At 73.3% G+C, this 16,884-nt stretch carries 17 protein-coding genes; 7 read left to right on the forward strand and 10 right to left on the reverse strand.

Features of this window, described 5'->3' with window-relative positions:
• The 4 genes from D8M35_RS10945 to D8M35_RS10960 all read left to right on the forward strand — a co-directional run.
• On the forward strand, nt 1-1,267 hold a 1,267-nt coding region (locus tag D8M35_RS10945; RefSeq protein ID WP_148113358.1), incomplete at its 5' end, for a CdaR family transcriptional regulator.
• A gap of 300 nt (nt 1,268-1,567) precedes the next feature.
• Nucleotides 1,568-1,948, forward strand: a complete 381-nt coding sequence (locus D8M35_RS10950; protein ID WP_126891888.1) for a hypothetical protein — start codon at nt 1,568-1,570, stop codon at nt 1,946-1,948.
• 106 nt (nt 1,949-2,054) lie between these two features.
• The gene (locus D8M35_RS10955) at nt 2,055-2,495 is read left to right on the forward strand and encodes a hypothetical protein (protein ID WP_126891889.1); all 441 of its coding nucleotides are present in this window, start codon (nt 2,055-2,057) and stop codon (nt 2,493-2,495) included.
• Nucleotides 2,488-2,913 carry a hypothetical protein gene (locus tag D8M35_RS10960; RefSeq protein WP_126891890.1) on the forward strand — a complete coding sequence of 142 codons (426 nt, stop codon included), beginning with the start codon at nt 2,488-2,490 and terminating at the stop codon, nt 2,911-2,913. Before D8M35_RS10955 ends, D8M35_RS10960 begins: the two co-directional genes overlap by 8 nt.
• A 28-nt stretch (nt 2,914-2,941) precedes the next feature.
• Here the strand turns inward: D8M35_RS10960 and D8M35_RS10965 are convergent, their stop codons facing one another.
• The 7 genes from D8M35_RS10965 to D8M35_RS10995 all read right to left on the reverse strand — a co-directional run bounded on the left by D8M35_RS10965 (nt 2,942) and on the right by D8M35_RS10995 (nt 10,252).
• Nucleotides 2,942-3,565, reverse strand: coding sequence for a pyridoxal 5'-phosphate synthase (locus D8M35_RS10965; protein WP_126891891.1), 624 nt, complete (start codon nt 3,563-3,565; stop codon nt 2,942-2,944).
• Nucleotides 3,562-4,449 carry a creatininase family protein gene (locus tag D8M35_RS10970; RefSeq protein ID WP_202976549.1) on the reverse strand — a complete coding sequence of 296 codons (888 nt, stop codon included), beginning with the start codon at nt 4,447-4,449 and terminating at the stop codon, nt 3,562-3,564. Before D8M35_RS10970 ends, D8M35_RS10965 begins: the two co-directional genes overlap by 4 nt.
• Nucleotides 4,446-5,834: an FAD-binding oxidoreductase gene (locus D8M35_RS10975; RefSeq protein WP_126891892.1), complete on the reverse strand. Its 1,389-nt coding sequence runs from the start codon at nt 5,832-5,834 to the stop codon at nt 4,446-4,448. The genes D8M35_RS10970 and D8M35_RS10975 overlap by 4 nt, the downstream gene beginning before the upstream one ends.
• Nucleotides 5,835-5,957: 123 nt before the next feature.
• Nucleotides 5,958-7,145, reverse strand: a complete 1,188-nt coding sequence (locus tag D8M35_RS10980) for an ABC transporter substrate-binding protein (RefSeq protein ID WP_126891893.1) — start codon at nt 7,143-7,145, stop codon at nt 5,958-5,960.
• 118 nt (nt 7,146-7,263) lie between these two features.
• Complete coding sequence (locus D8M35_RS10985) at nt 7,264-8,133, reverse strand: ABC transporter permease (protein ID WP_126891894.1); 870 nt, start codon at nt 8,131-8,133, stop codon at nt 7,264-7,266.
• Nucleotides 8,133-8,924, reverse strand: coding sequence for an ABC transporter ATP-binding protein (locus D8M35_RS10990; RefSeq protein WP_238638194.1), 792 nt, complete (start codon nt 8,922-8,924; stop codon nt 8,133-8,135). Before D8M35_RS10990 ends, D8M35_RS10985 begins: the two co-directional genes overlap by 1 nt.
• A 26-nt stretch (nt 8,925-8,950) precedes the next feature.
• Nucleotides 8,951-10,252, reverse strand: a complete 1,302-nt coding sequence (locus D8M35_RS10995) for an amidohydrolase family protein (RefSeq protein WP_126891895.1) — start codon at nt 10,250-10,252, stop codon at nt 8,951-8,953.
• A gap of 210 nt (nt 10,253-10,462) precedes the next feature.
• On the opposite strand from D8M35_RS10995, the gene D8M35_RS11000 reads away from it, so the two are divergent.
• Together D8M35_RS11000 and D8M35_RS11005 are read left to right on the forward strand one after the other, a co-directional pair.
• Nucleotides 10,463-11,098, forward strand: coding sequence for a helix-turn-helix domain-containing protein (locus tag D8M35_RS11000; RefSeq protein ID WP_174234738.1), 636 nt, complete (start codon nt 10,463-10,465; stop codon nt 11,096-11,098).
• Nucleotides 11,095-12,048 carry a PDR/VanB family oxidoreductase gene (locus tag D8M35_RS11005; protein ID WP_126891897.1) on the forward strand — a complete coding sequence of 318 codons (954 nt, stop codon included), beginning with the start codon at nt 11,095-11,097 and terminating at the stop codon, nt 12,046-12,048. The genes D8M35_RS11000 and D8M35_RS11005 overlap by 4 nt, the downstream gene beginning before the upstream one ends.
• A 98-nt stretch (nt 12,049-12,146) precedes the next feature.
• Here the strand turns inward: D8M35_RS11005 and D8M35_RS11010 are convergent, their stop codons facing one another.
• Nucleotides 12,147-13,544 (reverse strand): amidohydrolase family protein, encoded by a 1,398-nt coding sequence (locus D8M35_RS11010; protein ID WP_126891898.1) that lies wholly within the window; start codon nt 13,542-13,544, stop codon nt 12,147-12,149.
• 147 nt (nt 13,545-13,691) lie between these two features.
• On the opposite strand from D8M35_RS11010, the gene D8M35_RS11015 reads away from it, so the two are divergent.
• Nucleotides 13,692-14,990, forward strand: coding sequence for an amidohydrolase family protein (locus D8M35_RS11015; RefSeq protein WP_126891899.1), 1,299 nt, complete (start codon nt 13,692-13,694; stop codon nt 14,988-14,990).
• Nucleotides 14,991-15,231: 241 nt separating this feature from the next.
• Here D8M35_RS11015 and D8M35_RS11020 read toward each other — a convergent pair whose 3' ends face one another.
• The gene (locus tag D8M35_RS11020; protein WP_126891900.1) at nt 15,232-16,224 is read right to left on the reverse strand and encodes an XdhC family protein; all 993 of its coding nucleotides are present in this window, start codon (nt 16,222-16,224) and stop codon (nt 15,232-15,234) included.
• On the reverse strand, nt 16,224-16,884 hold a 661-nt coding region (locus tag D8M35_RS11025), incomplete at its 5' end, for a xanthine dehydrogenase family protein molybdopterin-binding subunit (RefSeq protein WP_148113359.1). The genes D8M35_RS11020 and D8M35_RS11025, both read right to left, overlap by 1 nt.

Consider the following 16,884-nt stretch of genomic DNA (forward strand, 5'->3'; position numbering starts at 1 on the left):
CCTCCCGGGAGCCGGGACCGCGGCGCTCGCCGAGCGGCTCGGCGTCGCGGTGGTCGCGACCCCGGACCCGTGGGCCGCCTCGGTCCGGGTCCACGAGCTCATCGGGTCGGGCGACGCGCCCGCTGCTCGTGCCGCCGTCGCCGCGGCACGCATCGGGCTCGACGCCGGACCCGCGCTCGACGAGCTCTTCGTGCGGCTCGAGACCGAGCTCGGACACGCGGTCCGGTTCCTCGACGCGTCGGGTCGCCCGCTTCGTGGTGCCGGCGTCGCACCGGCGACCGCGGCGCTGCTCGCCCGCACGGTCGGGACGAGCGAACCGGTCTGGGCGAGCGACGACCGGGAGACTGTCGTGGCCGTGCCCGTGCCGACCGGCATCGGGCCGCGGGCCTGGCTGGCGGTCGGGACCACGACGCCGCTGCGCGCCGAGCGGGCGGTGCTCGCGACGGCGCTCCGGGTGGCGGCGGTCGCGGCCGGGCACCGGCTCGTGCTCACCCGGCTCGACGACGAGCGCGACGCCCGGTACCGGATGGCGATGCTCGACGACCTCCGCGCCGCTGACGGAGCGCCCGCGCCGCCCCTGGTGCAGCGGACCATCGCCGCGGGGTGGGAGCTGGACGCGTGGCACGTCGGCGTCCGGCTCGTCGCACGGGGACTGGTCGACGCCGTGGCGCTGCGGCGCGAGGTCGAGACGACCTTCGACGGGCACGGGCTCGACGTCGTGGTGGTGGAGCAGACCGACGGGTGGGCGCTCTGGTCCTCGACCGTCGACGAACCCGACCGTGCCGCGGTCGCCGCGGTCGCCGCCTCGGTGCGTGCGGCGCAGAACGCCCTGCGCTCCGCGGTCGACACGAACGTCGGTGTCGGCAGCGTGCACGCCGGTCCGGCGGGACTCGTGCGGACGCTCGGCGAGGCGGGTGACGCGGTCCGCCTGGCTGCTGCGCGACCGGAGTCCGGCTTCTTCGTGCACGTCGACCGGCTCGGGCTCGCGCAACTGCTGCTCGCGTGGACGCAGACGGACACGTTCCTGCCGGCGGCGGAGCAGCTCCTCGCGCCGCTGGAGCGCGGGGGCGGTGCGCTGCGCTCGACCCTGGCGGCGTACCTCGACGCGGAGTCCTCGGTGGCGGAGACGGCAGCGGTGCTCGGGGTGCACCGGAACACCGTGGCGGATCGGATCGACCGGGTGCAGCGGTTGCTCGGTGTGGACCTCGGCGACCCGGAGACCCGGCTCGCGCTGCACCTCGCGACGCGGGCGCTCGGCGGGGCGTAGGGCGGGACGTGCGGGTCGTCGCTCGGCGGGGCGTCGGCGTGCGGCTCCGTGTGCGGGTCGAACCACGGTTCCGACGTCGAACCAGGTGTCCAACGTGGTTCGACGTCGGGAACGTGGTTCGACGCCTGACGCCTGACGCCTGACGCCTGACGCCTGACGCCTGACGCTCGACGCTCGACGCCCGACGCTCGACGCCGCGGGCCGCGGGCCGCGGGCCGCGGGCCGCGGGCCGCGGGCCGCGACGCGCGCTCCGTCGTCCCCGGGCTGTACGGCCGGCGCGGCGTCCGGCACGATGAGGGCATGAGGAGTCGGACCGTCGCGGCCACGGCCGTCGTGGTGGTCCTCGTCGCGCTCACCGGGTGCACGCGGCAGCAGACCGCGTTCGACGGGGTCGCGCGGGCGGCGTGCGAGACGAAGGTGGGGCCGACGATCGTCGCGTGGTGGCGGGACGAGTACGGGATGACCCCGTGGAAGGTCGTCGACACCCGCTCGACGGGCGTCGAGCAGGGTGCGGGCGGACCGAGCGGGGCGGCGTCGGCCTCCGTGACGGGCGAGTCGTCCGTGCAGCGCGAGGAGCGTGGGACGGCGACGGAGCGGGTCGCGTGGTCGTGCTCGGTGCAGACCTCGGCCGACGACCCCTCGACGGTGACAGCGACGATCCAGGAGATCACGCTGCGCTGACGTCGATTCGCGTGCTGTGCCGTGCTGTGCCGTGCCGTGCCGTGCAGCACCGTGCGTGCATACAGACTCCTGGCCAGTCTGCTCGAGCCGCCGTTATCGTTCCGGCATGATCCGGCGCACGCAGCGAGCACGACGGGACCAACGTCGCGCTCACGAGGAGATGTCGGCGGGTCTCGACCACCAGGATCGCGGCCAGTACCGCCCGCCCGATCGTGACCACTGCTCCGAGCGTTCCTGGTTCCAGAGTGTGGATGATGCTGACACGATCCGGATCGACCATCGATTGTTCCGGTGTAACGGCAAGCTCGTCGACTTCGCGATCTTGGTGCTCGCGGTCGATCTCGACGGGCAGTGGGTCGAACGGGCCCGGGCGGACTGTTGTCACGGACATGTCCACCTCCACCACACGAACGGCTCGGTCTCGTCGATCGCGCCGCTGCACTGCGTCGATGACGTCCACAGGTTCTTCGAGCAGGCGTCGGACCGCGTCTTCGAGTACGCCGTTACAATCCGGGACATGAAGGGCAGGCGCGAGCACGATGCATGAACTCGACGCGTTTCGTCAGGAAGTCGATCGTTCTCTGGCGGTCGGCCGCTTCGCGGAGATCGAACTCGAGGTCGTCGACGTCGAGGGACGATCGCCGGTGGTGGTCGCACTCGAGGACGAACGGCTTCCGGTGCTCCTCCGTCGCATCGAGGCAGTGGGCGGGTTCGCCAACGTCTTCGTCAAGACGCGCGACGGGGTCCGGCAAGTGTCTGTCATGGATGTCGACGGCGCGCTTGACGTCCGAGGCGCCGATGACATGCGCCGCGAGGATGATCAGCCGAGCGCCGACAGTTCCGTCGGTGTCTTCGTCGACTACCTCGTGGCGCGGACCGCTGGTGTGGTGTTGCCGGCGCGCTTGGCGTCAGCATCGAAGAACGCCCTGCCGGCCCGTCAGGTGGAGATCGTCCGCTCAGCCTGATCCGGTGATGCCGGGTGCCGCTGGCTGATCAGCCCGGCCACGACTCCTGCGACCAGGAGCCGTCGTCGTGGCGCTCGTACGCGAGCCGGTTGCTCGCGGCGTCGGTCGCGCCCCGCCAGAAGAGCATCCGAACCGGCGTGACCGCGTAGCCCGCCCAGGTGGCCGGCGGCTCGAGGTCCGCGCCGACACGCTCGTGCTCGAACGCCGCCCAGAGCTCCCGTCGGCGCGCGGGGGTGTCGGCCGCGGCCTCGTGGTCGTTCACCCACGCGAGCACCTGCAGGTACCGGGTCCGGGCGACGTAGGCGGCACGGGCCTCGGCGTCGGTGACGGGTGCGACGTCCCCGACGACCACGAGCTGCCGGGCGGCCTCGGGCCAGACGAGGGTGACGGCGGCACGGGGGAGTGCGGCGAGCTCGGCGGCCTTGCGACTCCGGCGGTCGGTGTGGAAGTGCAGTCGGTGCCCGTCGAAGCGTGACAGCAGCACGGTCCGAGCGGACGGGTAGCCGTCGAGGCCGACCGTGGACAGGGTCATCGTCGGACCGGGGACGTCCTCCGCGGACGGCAGCCACGACGCCGCCAGGACGAGCGGGTCCGCCGGGGCAGCGGCAGCGTCGTCGGCCGCAGCCGCCGCCTGCCCCGGCAGCACGGTCACGGCACCGCCACCACGTCCGGCGCGAGCGGACCGGCAGTACCAGCACCAGAGGCACGCACGGCGCCCGCGCCGGCGGCACCGACCGACGGCTTCGCGACCGCCGGGTCGAACCGGGCGATCTCGTGCAGGGACGCCACGGCCTCGTCGAGCGACAGGTCCCACAGCGCCCGCCCGTAGGCCGCGGTCGCCCGGCTCGCATCCCCGACGACCCCCGGCGTGCCGAAGTCGTTCGACAGCCACCCGAAGGACACCGGACCGCCGTTGAACCGGATCCGTGAGAACTCCGCCAGGTGGTCCGGTACCCACCGCTCCGCGAGCGACATGTCCACCAGGTCGGGACGCAGGTGCAGGATCATCGACGTCTCCGCCGCTCCGCCGTGGATCCCGAGCCCGCGCTCGTCGGCGTCCTCGCCCGAGGGGCCGGGCATCCGCGCCAGGGTCGGCATGAGGAACGTCTTCAGCCCGTACCGCTTCCGGATCTCGCGCAGCGCGACCTGCAGCAGGGCGACGTTCCCGCCGTGCCCGTTCGCGAAGACCAGCGACCCGGCACCCGTCAGCGCGACGGCCCGACCGATCTGCACCGCGGTGTCGAACATCGTCGACTCGTCGAGCCACACGGTGCCCGGTGCCCAGCTGTGCTCGTCGGACTTCGTGAACGCCAGCGTGGGCAACTGCCAGACGTCGAGGCCCTCGGCAGCGGCACGCTCGACGGCCGCGCCACCGATGTGGTCGGCGAGCAGGAAGTCGGTGACGAGCGGCAGGTGCGGTCCGTGGTGCTCGACGGCCCCGGTCGGCTGCACGACGATCGTGTCCGGTCCGAAGCCGGCGGCGACCGCCGGTCCCGACAGCTCCGCCAGCCGACGCGAGCGCACCGCGTCGCTCACTTGCCGAACCCCGGCACGACGGGCTGCGCGGACGCGGTCGAGCCACCACTCACCACGAGCGACGGATCGATGACGTGCCCGGGGTTGAGCAGCCCGTCCGGGTCGGTACGCCGCTTGAGGGCCACGAGCTCCTCGACCCCGTGGTCGACGTAGTACTGGTGCGGACTGTGCACCCGGACGCCCAGGTCACGGAGCACCGGGTACCCGGCGTAGACGTCCTCGGCCCCGGTGTACGGCGCGGTGAGCATGCCGATCGGGCCGACGTGTGCCGCCTCGACGTGCAGCATCCCGCCCGGGTACACGGCCTCGACCTCGGCGATCCGGTCGATCAGCGCCTCGCCACCGACCTCGACGTGGAAGTACTCGGTGTCGGGGGTGTTCCGCTTGAGCCACCAGATCGGGTGGTTGTACGACAGCATCGACACCTTGGTGGTCTGCTGCAGGCCTTCACGGACGTCGGACACGGTGCCGCCGGCCTGCTCGACCAGGGCGCGGGCCTCGTCGAGCACGACGTCGTCGATGATCGCGCGCAGGCTCGCCCGGTCGTCCGGGATCGCCGTGTCCGAGGGCAGCGTGGCCGCGACCTCCGGCCGGTCGGCGCTGACGAGCCGCGGCACCGGGTCGAGCCCGCGCAGGGTCCGCACCGCGACGAGCGCGTCCTCGAACGTCGGGAACGAGGCGTACACTGCGCGCCACTCCTGCAGCGGCTCGAGCCGGACGGTCGCCCGGGCGATCACACCCGCCGTGCCGTAGGTGTGCACGAACGGCTGCGCCTCGTCACCCTCGACGTGCAGCAGCTCGTCCGAGCCGGGCAGTGCGACGTCGAGCGCGGTGACGAACCCCTGCCAGTTCGAGCCGTGCGCGATCGAGCCGGTGCCGCCGGAGCCACCGGACAGGAACCCGCCGATGGTGGACTGCGCGGTCGACGGGTACATCCAGAGCTGTTGCCCGGCGGCAGCCGCGGCCTGCTCGAGGGCCACCATCGAGGCGCCGGCCTCGGCGGTGATCCACCCGTCGCCGACCTCGACGACGGCCCGCGCCCGGGAGGTGTCGAGGACGAGTCCGCCGTGCAGCGGGATGCCCTGGCCGTAGTTGCCGGTGCCCTTGCCGCGGGTGGTGACCGGGACACCGTGTCGGACGGCCGCCGCCAGCGTGGCGGCGACGAGCTCCGCGGACGCCGGGTACGCGACGAGGTCGGCGAGTCCCAGCGGCAGCTGCGCGCTGAGGACGGGGCTCATGGTCGCCTCGTCGACGGAGGCGCGGGCTCGGGTGCGCTCGTCGGCGCTGACGCCGCGCTCACCGAGCAGGTCGACGAGGTCGGCGTGGAGCGCCGCGAGCGCCTCGGCGGAGACGACGGTGGTGGAGGCGGGGGTGACGGTGGTCATGCTCACTCCTGTGGGGTGGGTGGTGCGGGAGACGACGGACGGGAGGGACGACACACGACGTGTGCCGCGCCTCCCGTCCGGTGGGTGGTCGGCCGACACGACGGACGTGCGGCCGACCCGGTGTCAGTTGCCCAGGCCGATGGACTTGTCGAGGAACTCGTTCGTGTACAGGTCGGACGGTGCGAGGTCGCTCTTCACGTCACCGGTGCCGGCGAAGACGGGCTTCGCCTTGTCGATGAAGTCCTGCATGCGCTGCTCGTCCATCGAGCCGATGTAGCCGTCGGTGTCCTTCGCGAGACCGAGGTCCACCATCTGCTTCGCTGCGAACGCCCCGACCTTCGAGTCGTACGTCCAGCCGTTGTTGTACTGCTGCACGAGCTGGGTGATGAGGTCGTTCGTGGCCTCCGGTGCCTTCAGGTAGTCCACGTCGGCCTGCTGCATCACGGGCACGAGCTTCTTCAGGCACGGCGTGAGCTCCGACAGGTCGCCGGTGCGGACCGACATTGCCTCGGGGTAGGGGTTCCACCCGGTGCTCGAGATGGTCTTGTACGCGACCTTCTTGCCCCAGGCGGCGACCTGGTTCTGGTAGATGTACGGCTCGGCGGTCGCGAAGCCCTGCTGTGCGTCCTTGCCGCCGGCGGAGACGAACTTCGACGGGGTGCCGTCGTAGCTGCCGTCGAGCACCTTCTTCGGCAGGATGCCTGACTGCTCGAGGTACGTCATGTACGCGGCACCGTTGAAGTAGCGGACGACGCCGCCGTTCTTCTCGAGCTCCTTGCCGAGGTCCTCGATGCTGTCGACCTCGGGGTAGGTCCCCGGGTCCCACATGATCGACATCGGGGACGAGTCGTTCTCGGCGAAGACGGCCGTGGTGGGCAGGTTGCCGGAGAACTGCACCTGCTCGTCGGTGGACATGTAGCCGAGGGTGATGTCCTTGTCCTGGTACATCTGCGATGCGACCTTCGTGTAGCCGATCGCGGGGCCGCCGGCGCGGATCTCGAGCTGCACGCCGGTGCTCTTCCCGTTGGCGTACAGGTCACCGGTGACGGTCTTGCCCGAGGCGTCGATCGAGGGGTTCGGGCCGAGCATCTCGTACAGGTGGCCGTGCTCGCCCTCGGGGTTCCAGTCGGTCTGGACGACGACCGTCGCGGGGCAGACGCCCGACAGGTCGATCGCGGGACCGGTCGCGGTCTTCGCGCTGGCGCTCGACGCCGCGGTGCCGGCGGACGAGCCGGCGGCGCATCCGGTCAGGGCGAGGGCGGTCGCCGCGAGGGCTGCAGTGGCGACGCCGAATCGGGTGGTGGTGCGCATGGAGGCTCCGTTCGTGGTGCGGGTCTCGTGGTGCTGTGGGTCGGGTGAGGGGAAGGAAGGAAGGAAGAGCTGGGAGACCCGCATCGCGGCGGTCAGGGGGAGACCGCCGCGACGCGGATCAGCTGAAGTCGTGCCAGCGACCGACCGCGAGGCGGCCGACGAGTCCGAACACGAGGAAGACGGCGACGCCGTACAGCGAGGCGATGATGATCGTCGCGTAGAGCTCCGGTCCCATCAGCCGCGAGGCGGTCACCTGGATGAGGACGCCGAGTCCGGGGTTGCCGCGCTGGAAGAACTGGTCGCCGACGATCGCGCCGATGACGCTCAGGCCGGCCGAGGTCCGCAGGCCGACGAAGATCGACGGCAGCGCCGCGGGGAACTGCAGCTTGACGAGCTGGGCGAACCGGCTCGCCCGCTGCAGCCGGAAGAGCTCGCGCTGTGCCCGGTCGGCGGACTGCAGGCCGAAGAGCGTGTTCGACACCATCGGGAACAGGGCGATCATCACGGTGACGATGACCCGGCTGGCGAACTCGTAGCCGAACAGGGCGCCGATGAGCGGCACGAGCGCCAGGATCGGCACGCACTGCAGCACCACCGCGTACGGGTAGAGCGAGCGCTCGAGCCACTTCGCCTGCGCCATCGCCATCGCCCAGACGACACCGATGACGATCGCGAACCCGAGGCCGACGAGGGACACGACGGTGGTGCGACCGAGCGCTGACCACAGGTCGGTGCCGAAGGTCGAGGGCGAGCCGTCGGGCATCGTCGGGGCGACGATCGCCTTCGCGACGAGGTGCGGGTACGGCACCAGGAACGCGAGGCCACGGACGTGGTCGTAGTAGGCGGCCGCGGCGTACCAGATGCCGACGAGCACGACGAGGACGACGACGGGCTGCCACCACGACACGCTCCGACGGGAGCGGGGTGCGGTGCGGCGTGCTGCCGCTCGGACGGCACGGGTCTCGGCGACCTCCTGCAGGGTGACCATCAGCGGTGTCCTTCCCGGAGCGCGTGCGAGACCTCGCCGACCAGTTCGGCGAACTCGGGGGTGAAGCGGATGTCGGGGTCGCGCGGCATCGGGAACGGCACCTCGAACCGGCCGACGATGCTGCCCGGACGACCGGACATGACGACGACCTCGGTGGACAGGTACACGGCCTCGGACACCGAGTGGGTGATGAACAGCCCGGCGAACTGCTGCTCGACGAAGAGCCGCAGGAGTTCGTCGTTGAGGCGCTCGCGGGTGATCTCGTCGAGGGCACCGAACGGCTCGTCGAACAGGAACAGCTCGGGGTCGAGCGTCAGGGAGCGGGCGAGCGAGACGCGCATCCGCATGCCGCCGGAGAGCTGCTTCGGCAGGTTCGTCTCGAAGCCGCCGAGCCCGACCAGGTCGATGGCGCGAGCAGCCTTCGCCGCTCGTTCGGCCTTCGACACGTGCCCGAGCTCGGCGAGCAGCTCGACGTTGCCCTGCACGGTGCGCCACGGCAGCAGGGTCGCGTCCTGGAACACGTACCCGATGCGGTCGGCGGCGACGTCTGCCGACCCGTCGGACGCCGACTCGAGGCCGGAGGCGATGCGCAGCAGGGTCGACTTGCCGCAGCCGGAGGGGCCGACGACGGAGACGAACTGCCCGCGGTCGACGGTGAGGTCGACCCCCTGCAGGGCGATGGTGCCGTTCGGGAAGGTCATCTCGACGTTCCGGAAGTCGAGCAGCGTGTCCGTCGTGGTGACGGGCGGCGGGGCGGTGGTGGTCACGGGCACCTCGGGTTCTCGGGTCACGGGTTCGCGGTGGTGGGGCGAGTGGGTCAGGCGGGGACGGGTGCGGTCGCGCGGACGGGCACCGGGAGGGCGACGGTCGTGCGGACCTCGGTGCGTGCGACGAGCCGCCCGCGGGACAGGACGATGCGGTCGGCCGGAGCGTTCGCCACCGCGTCGGTGACGCTCGTCGCGGCGATCGCGAGCAGGTCGGCCCGCCGTCCGGGGACGGGGCCGGCGGTCGGGAGGCCCATCACGCTCCGGGCGGTGTCGCTCACCATCGCGTACGCCTGGTCGGGTGTGACGTGGCCGGCCGACACGAGCAGGCTCGCCGTCTCGAGGGCGTCGCTCCGCCCGACCGGGTTGAACGGGTCGCGGACGTTGTCCGCGCCCGCGGCGACCCGCACGCCGGCCTCGGTCAGGGCGCGGATCGCGGTGAGTCCCCGCGGGGTCGACACCGGGTGCTGCCACCCCTGCAGGTACAGGTTGGTGATCGGCAGCGCGATGACGCCGAGGTCGGCCGCGGCGACGTCGGCGACGACCTCGGCCAGGCGCTCCGGGCCGAGCGTGCCGAGCCGGACGCAGTGCCCGGCGGAGTACTGCCGGCCGGTGCGCTCGCCGTGCGTCATCCGCAGGACGGCACGGGCGTAGTGGTCGAGGGTGACCGGTCCGTCGAGGCTCTCGTCGGTGTGCAGGTCCACCCCGACCCCGTACCGCTCGGCGATCGCGAGGAGTCGGTCGACGTCGGCGAGCGGGTCCTCGGCGAGGTGTGGGGCTCCGCCGACCAGGTCGACGCCGCAGTCGAGGACGGCCTCGACGTGGTGGTCGGGGGCGAGCGGCCCGGCGAGGGCGACGAGCTCGATGTCCATGAGGCCGGCGAGCTCGTCGCGGACCTGCACGAGGGCGCGGGCGCCGCGGGTGGCCGACTCGACGGAGGCGGGTGCGTCCGCGGCGGTGCGGCGGCCGCTCAGCACGTCGACGTGGGTGCGGACGGACGTGGTGCCGGCGGCGAGCAGTGCCAGGGCGGCGGTCCGTGCCCGGTCGGCGACGTCCTCGACGGTCATCGTGGTGGCGTGCGCGGACCACGAGGCGATCGCAGCACCGAGGTCACCGAGCGGCGGGCGGATCGCGTCGGCGCTCAACGCCTTGTCGAGGTGCGCGTGCGGCTCGGCCGGGGCGGTGAGCAGCAGGCGTCCGTCGAGGTCGAGCACGGGACCGGCAGGGGCGGTGAGGGAGCCGGCGGGGGCGACCCGGCTCACGGTCTCGTCGTCGATCGCGACGTCGACCAGGCGCCCGTCCGGCAGCAGTGCGGACCGCAGGAGCCCGACCTGGCGGGGTGCTGTGGGGTCCATCCGGGGCCTCCCGATCGTGTGTGAGAATGTTGATCGCATCAACATCTCCGATGCTAGGGCGGCAGTGTTTCCCTCTCGTTTCGAGGCGGTTGCCGTGTGTGACACCCGTCCCGGTCGGACCGGGCGGCCGGAACGACGGTTCCGACCGGGGCCCGTCGGACGCGCCCTCGACCGCACCGGAGTGCCGCCACCAGGCCGAGAGGAGTGCGCGTGAGCACCGGTACCACCACCGAGACCGACCGCGTCGTCGACGACCAGACCCAGCGGATCGGGGAGCACATCCGCGCCCGCAGACGCGCTGCACGGCTCACCCTCGTGCAGGTCGCCGAGCTGACCGGGCTCTCGCACCCGTTCCTCAGCCAGGTCGAACGGGGACACTCCCGCGCGAGCATGGTGTCCCTCGAGAAGATCGCCGCCGCGCTCGGGACCACCCAGGTCGAGCTCCTCGCCGCCGGCGCCCCGGAACGACCGGACCACGACGTGCGGGACCCCGAGGTCATCCGCGCGGGCGAGGGAGCGCGCGGGCCGTTCTCGAGCGGCGAGGCCCGACTCCTCGTGCACGCCGGTCCGCACGCCTTCGAGCCGCTCGAGTGGACTGGTGAGAACACGGACCTCGGCGACTGGTTCGAGCACCGCGAGGACGAGTTCCTCACCGTGCTCGCGGGTGACGTCCTGCTCGACCTCCGCGGGCAGGAGCCCCTGCGGCTCGGCCCGGGCGACTCGGCGTACTACCGCGGCGGCACCGGGCACCGCTGGTGCAGCGCCGACGGCAGCCGGTTCCACATGATCGTGGTCAAGGAGACCCCACGCGCCGGCGCGGCCCCGAGCACCGGAGTCGTCGCGTGACCGCCGCACCGGAGCGTCGCCGTGTGCGGGTCGCCGCCCGCCGCGAGGTCGCGACCGACGTCGTCGCGCTCGACCTGGCACCGGCCGACGGTGCACCGCTGCCCGACTGGGAGCCCGGGGCGCACGTCGACCTCGAGGTGGTCTCGGGCACGGAGCGCCAGTACTCGCTCGTCACGACCACGCCCGAGGGGCACTGGCGCATCGCGGTGCTCCGGGAGCCGGAGGGCCGCGGGGGATCGGTCGCCGTGCACGAGGGACTCACCGTGGGGGCCGAGGTCGTGGTAGCCGGACCGCGGAACCACTTCGGCTTCGACCCGACCAGGCCCGCGGTGTTCGTCGCCGGCGGCATCGGGATCACGCCGCTCGTGGCGATGATCGACGCCGCTGAGCGCGCCGGCACGCCCTGGGAGCTCCACTACGCCGGCCGCAGCCGGAGCCGGATGGCCTTCGTCGACGAGCTCGTCGCGGCGCACCCCGAGCGGGTCGCTGTCGCCGCAGCGGACGAGCACCCGCGGTTGCACGTCGTCGGACTCCTCGCCGAACCGCGGGACGCCGTCGTGTACTGCTGCGGTCCGCGCGGACTCATGGACGCGGTCGAGGCGGCCGCCGCGCACTGGCCCGCGGGGAGCGTCCGGGTCGAGCGGTTCGAACCGGCCGCCGACGTCGACGCCCCCGGGGAACCGTTCGAGGTCGAGCTCGCCGTCACCGGCGTCACCGTGTCCGTGCCGGCCGACCGGACGCTGCTCGAGGTCGCCGAGGAAGCCGGCGCCTTCGTCCTGTCCTCCTGCCGCGAGGGCACGTGCGGCACCTGCGAGACACCCGTCCTCGAGGGAGCTGTGGAGCACCGGGACACCGTGCTCAGCCCCGAGGAACAGGCCGACGACCGGTCGATGATGGTGTGCGTCTCGCGCGCCCGGCGCGGCTGCCCGCGCCTGGTGCTGGAACTGTGACGGGCCGTCGACCGGTGCTGTCACGGACGGGAGGCGGTGCACACGACGTGCGCACCGCCTCCCGTCCGGTCCGTCCCCGACCCGGACCGTGGGCGCCGCTAGGGACGCTCGGTGTCGTCGAGCGCACCTCCGGTGAGCGCCGACAGGTGCTCCAGCCCCGCCTCGGCGACCAGCTGCCGGGCGAGCGGGCGAGCGCGGTCCACCGCCTCGCGGACGTCGACCTTCGTGACGTCGCCGTCGGCGACGCTGCGCTCGCCGTCGACCCATACGTCGCGGACCTCCCGGCTGCCCGCGACGAAGACGACCGCCTGGTACGGGTCGTGCACGTTCGCCAGCGTCGGGGAGTCGCCGTCGAAGACCACCAGGTCCGCGCGCTTGCCCGGCTCGAGCGACCCGATCTCCCGCTCCATCCGCAGAGCACGGGCGCCGCCGAGCGTGCCCATCTCGAACGCTTCGCGGGCGCTCATGGCGGTGGCCTGCAGGTCACGGACACGGGCGAGCAGGGCCGCGGTCTTCATCGCCTGCAGGAAGTCCTGCGAGTCGTTCGACGCCGGTCCGTCGACGCCGATGCCGACCGGGACACCGAGCGCCCGGAGCTCGGCGACCGGCGCGATGCCGCTCGCCAGGATGCCGTTCGCGACCGGGTTGTGGGCGACCCCGACGCCGTTCGCGGCGTAGCGCTCCCGGTCCTCGCGATCGACCCAGACGCTGTGCGCGGCGATCACCGGGACCTGGAACATGCCCGTCGCCTCGGCGTGGCCGATCGCCGTCCGCCCGGTGCGCTGCCGCGCGGCCGTGACCTCCTCACGCACCTCGTGGAAGTGCACGTGCACGCCGTGGCCGCCGGCGACCGCGTAGTCGACGTGCTCCTGCCAGGTGTCGTCGGTGTAGCGGCCGATCGACGAGACGCCGACCCGGAACGTGCTGTAGCGGCTGGCGTCGGCGGCCTCGCGGAGCGCCTCGAACTCCTCGAGGATCGGCGACGCGCCGAAGTCACGGTCGACGTCGCCGGACCCGAAGGACACGACACCGCGCAGTCCGAGGTCCTCGAGCGCCTGGACTACACCGGGTGTGGCCGGTTCGTCGGGCATCGGGTCCGCGCAGAACATGTCGTTCGCGGTCGTGACGCCGCTCCGCAGCAGCTGGATGCCCTGCAGCACCGTGCCGGCGTACGCCTTCTCGCGGGTCATCACGGGGTTGACGCGGCCGATCAGCGCGGTGAGCCACTCCCACAGCGTGTACTGCGAGCCGATGCCCGTGACGAGCCCTTCGCTGAAGTGGCCGTGCGTGTTCACGAAGCCCGGCGTGACGATGTCGTACGCACCCCCGCGGACCGGAGCGTCGGGGTGTGCGGCGGACAGCTCGGCGAAGGTGTCGACGGCGGCGATGCGCTCCCCGTCGAGCAGGACGGCGCCGTCGCGGATCGCCGCGGGCGTCGAGGAGTCGTCCGGTGCGGCGGTGAGCACCCAGCCGGCGCGGATCAGGGTCTGCGTCATGGGGCGAACCTAGGGTGCCCGTGTTTCGCGGGCGTCACCGCGGGGTTTCCCGGAGCGTGCGGTGCGGTCGACCGGAACGGACGCGGTCCGTGTGCCGTGCGCGCCGTCGTCACGCCCCGGAAACAGGCGGCTGCCAGAATCCGTCGCATGCTGACCGTCACCGGTGCCCGCCGTGTCCTCGTCGACCCCCGCACCGAACGGGTGGGCGACGTCGTCCTCGACGACGGCTGCGACCTCGCCACCACGCTCGACGCGTCCGGCTGCGTCGTGACGCCGGGCCTCGTCAACGCGCACCACCACCTGCTGCAGACCGCCTTCCGCACCCTCCCCGGCACCCGCGGCGTGCCGATGGCCGACTGGCTGCCGACGATGGCGGCGGCGTACGGCCGGGTGGGGCACGATCCCGAGCTCTACGGGCTGGCGGCGGCTGCCGGAGCGGCGGAGGGCCTCCTGTCCGGCGTCACGACCGTCGCCGACCACCACCTGAACTGGCCCGCGGACGCCACGACGGACGACACCGTGGCGCTCGCCGCGGCGACCGTCGACGCCGTGCGAGGAATCGGTGGACGGCTCGTGTTCGTGCGCGGGTCGGCGCGGGACGACCCGGAGCGTGCCGCGGCGTCGGCGGACGCGATCGCCACCGGACTGCTGCACGAACGGGCGGTGGGCGGGGTCGACCCGGACGGCGGACTCCAGCTCGCCGTGGGGCCGGCCGGCGTGCACTCCGACGGCGAGGCAACCTTCCGGGCACTCGGCGAGGTCGCCGCGCGGCACGGGCTCCGTCGTCGCACCCAGGCGAACGAGCAGGTCGACACCGCCATCGCGCTCGAGCGGTACGGCCGACGCCCGCTCGACCTGCTCGAGGAGTGGGGCTGGCTCGCGCCGGACGTCACCATCGCGCACCTCTGCGACGTGACGGACGACGAGATCGCCCGGCTCGGAGCGGCGGGGGTGACTGCGACGCACGCACCCGGGTGCGACGTGCCGATGGGATGGGGGATCGCCCCGGTGAGCAGGCTCGCGGCGGCCAGGATCCCGGTCGGTCTGGGCACGAGCGGTGGGGGCAGCAACGACGCCGGACACCTGCTGGCGGACGGGCGTCTGGCGATGCAGGTGTCCGCGCTCGTCGGGCCGCAGCTGCCCGCGCGTCAGGTGCTCGGGATGATGACGGAGGGGTCGGCCGCGGGTCTCGGCCGGCCGGAGCTCGGGCACCTCGGCGAGGGGACAGCAGGCGACCTGTGCGTGTGGGACGTCTCGGGTGTCGCCGACGCCGGCGTCGCGGACCCGGTCGCGGGACTCCTCTGGGCCTCCCCGGGGCGACGGCCGCGGCACGTGGTGGTCGGTGGGCGCGTGGTCGTCCGTGACTTCCGGCTCGTCACCGGCGACGAGCGCGAGGTCGCCGCCCGGCTCGGGGAGCGGCTCGCCCGGACGCCGTCCGTCGTCTGAGCGCGAGGACGCGCCGGCGGCGCCGGTGTCGTGCCGACACGCCGGTGTCGTGCCGAAGCGCCTCGGTTCCGCCGAGACGCCGGCACATCCGGCGGCGTCCCGCGAGCGTGGGGGCGTCTCGCGGGCCGGTCGCGTCGAACCCCTGATGCGACGTCGAACCAGGCGCCGCCCCTGGTTCCGTGTCGGGAGCGTGGTTCGACGCGCACACACACGACGCGCTCGATGCCCTCGATGCCTCGCGTCAGGGGACCCGCGCGGGGACGCGGTGGATCGGGCCGGATCCGTCGGTGAGCGCACCTCCAGAAGCACCGCGGCGCACGGCGACGACCTCGGCCACGATCGACAGCGCCACCTCGGCCGGGGTCCGCGCACCGATGTCGAGCCCGATCGGGGAGCGGAGCCGGTCGAGGTCCGGCGTGCCCATCGCGCGGAGGACCTCCGTTCGTCGCTCGTGGGTCGACCGGGAGCCCATCGCGCCGACGTACCCGGCACCGCGGCGGAGCGCCTGGTCGATCACCTCGGCGTCGAACCGGTCGTCGTGCGCGAGCACCACCACCGCGGTCGTCCCGTCCACCTGCAGGCCCTCGAGCACCCTGGTCGGCCAGCCCACGATCCGCTGGTCGGCAGCGGGGAAGCGCTCGTCGGTGAGGAACACCGGGCGGGGGTCGACCACGGTCACCGCGTAGCCGAGCACGGCGGCGGCGTTCGTCACCGCGACGGCGGTCTCGACGGCACCGACGACGATGCAGCGGGGACGGTGGTCGCCGCGCTCGACGAAGACCCGGTCGCGACAGCCGCCCGGAGCGGTGACGACGGCGCCCAGCGTCCCCGGCTCCAGCGACAGGGCGAGCGACGTCGGCAGGCCGGCCGCAGCGTCACGGAGGGCACCCACGAGCGGGAGGTCGTCCGCCGTCACCCGGTGGACGAGCACCTCGACGCGACCGCCGCACCGGAGCGCCGGCGCCCACACGGCGTCGGGGTCGTCCGGGTCGTCGTCGAAGCCGAACCGCTCGAGCACCGGCTCGCCGGTCTCGGCCACCCGCTCGGCGGTGAGGAACAGCGAGCCCTCGACGCAGCCGCCCGAGATCGTGCCGACGACCTGTCCGCCCGGCAGCACGGCCATCGAGGTCCCGACCCCGCTCGGTGCGCTGCCCGTCATCGAGACCGCCGTCGCGACGACGACCGGTGCGCCGGTGTCGAGGACGGCCAGGAGGCGCGGTGCCAGTTCGAACATCACGCACCTCCGGCGTCGGTCGCGGCGCCCTGCAGCAGCGCCCAGACGCGGTCGCGGGTCATCGGCAGCCGGTACGGCCGGACGCCGATCGCGTCCCGGACGGCGTTCGCCACGGCGGGCGCGACGGGGTTGTACGGGGCCTCGCTCATCGACTTCGCGCCGAGCGGCCCGAGCGGGTCGTGCGTGACGGCGAAGCGGACCTCGGTGCGGGGCACGTCGGAGATCTTCGGCACCCGGTACGACCGGAAGGCGTCGGTGGTCACGCGGCCGGTGTCGTCGAGCACGACCTCCTCGTACAGCGTCGACCCGATCGCCTGCGCGGCGCCGCCCTCGACCTGCCCGCGCAGCTGCTCGGGGTTGAGGACGGTGCCGGCGTCGACGGCCTGCACGCTGTGGAGCACCCGGACCTCGCCGGTCGGCCGGTGCACCGCGACCCGGGCCCCGTGCACCGTGAACGCGAGCGACCGAGGGGTGCCGTCGTGGCTGCCGTGGGCGACGAGCGGCCCCTCGGCGAGCAGCTCGGCGTGGGGGACGACCTCGTCGCCGACGCGGACGCCGTCCGGCAGGACCTCGACCGCCGGACCGAGCGGGCCGACGGCGCTCCGGGGCGTGCGGTGCGCCACGATCCGGAGCGCCCGGGCGGTCAGCTGGTCCCGGAGG

This window comes from Curtobacterium sp. HSID17257, assembly GCF_003989515.1.
Classification (GTDB): Bacteria; Actinomycetota; Actinomycetes; order Actinomycetales; family Microbacteriaceae; genus Curtobacterium.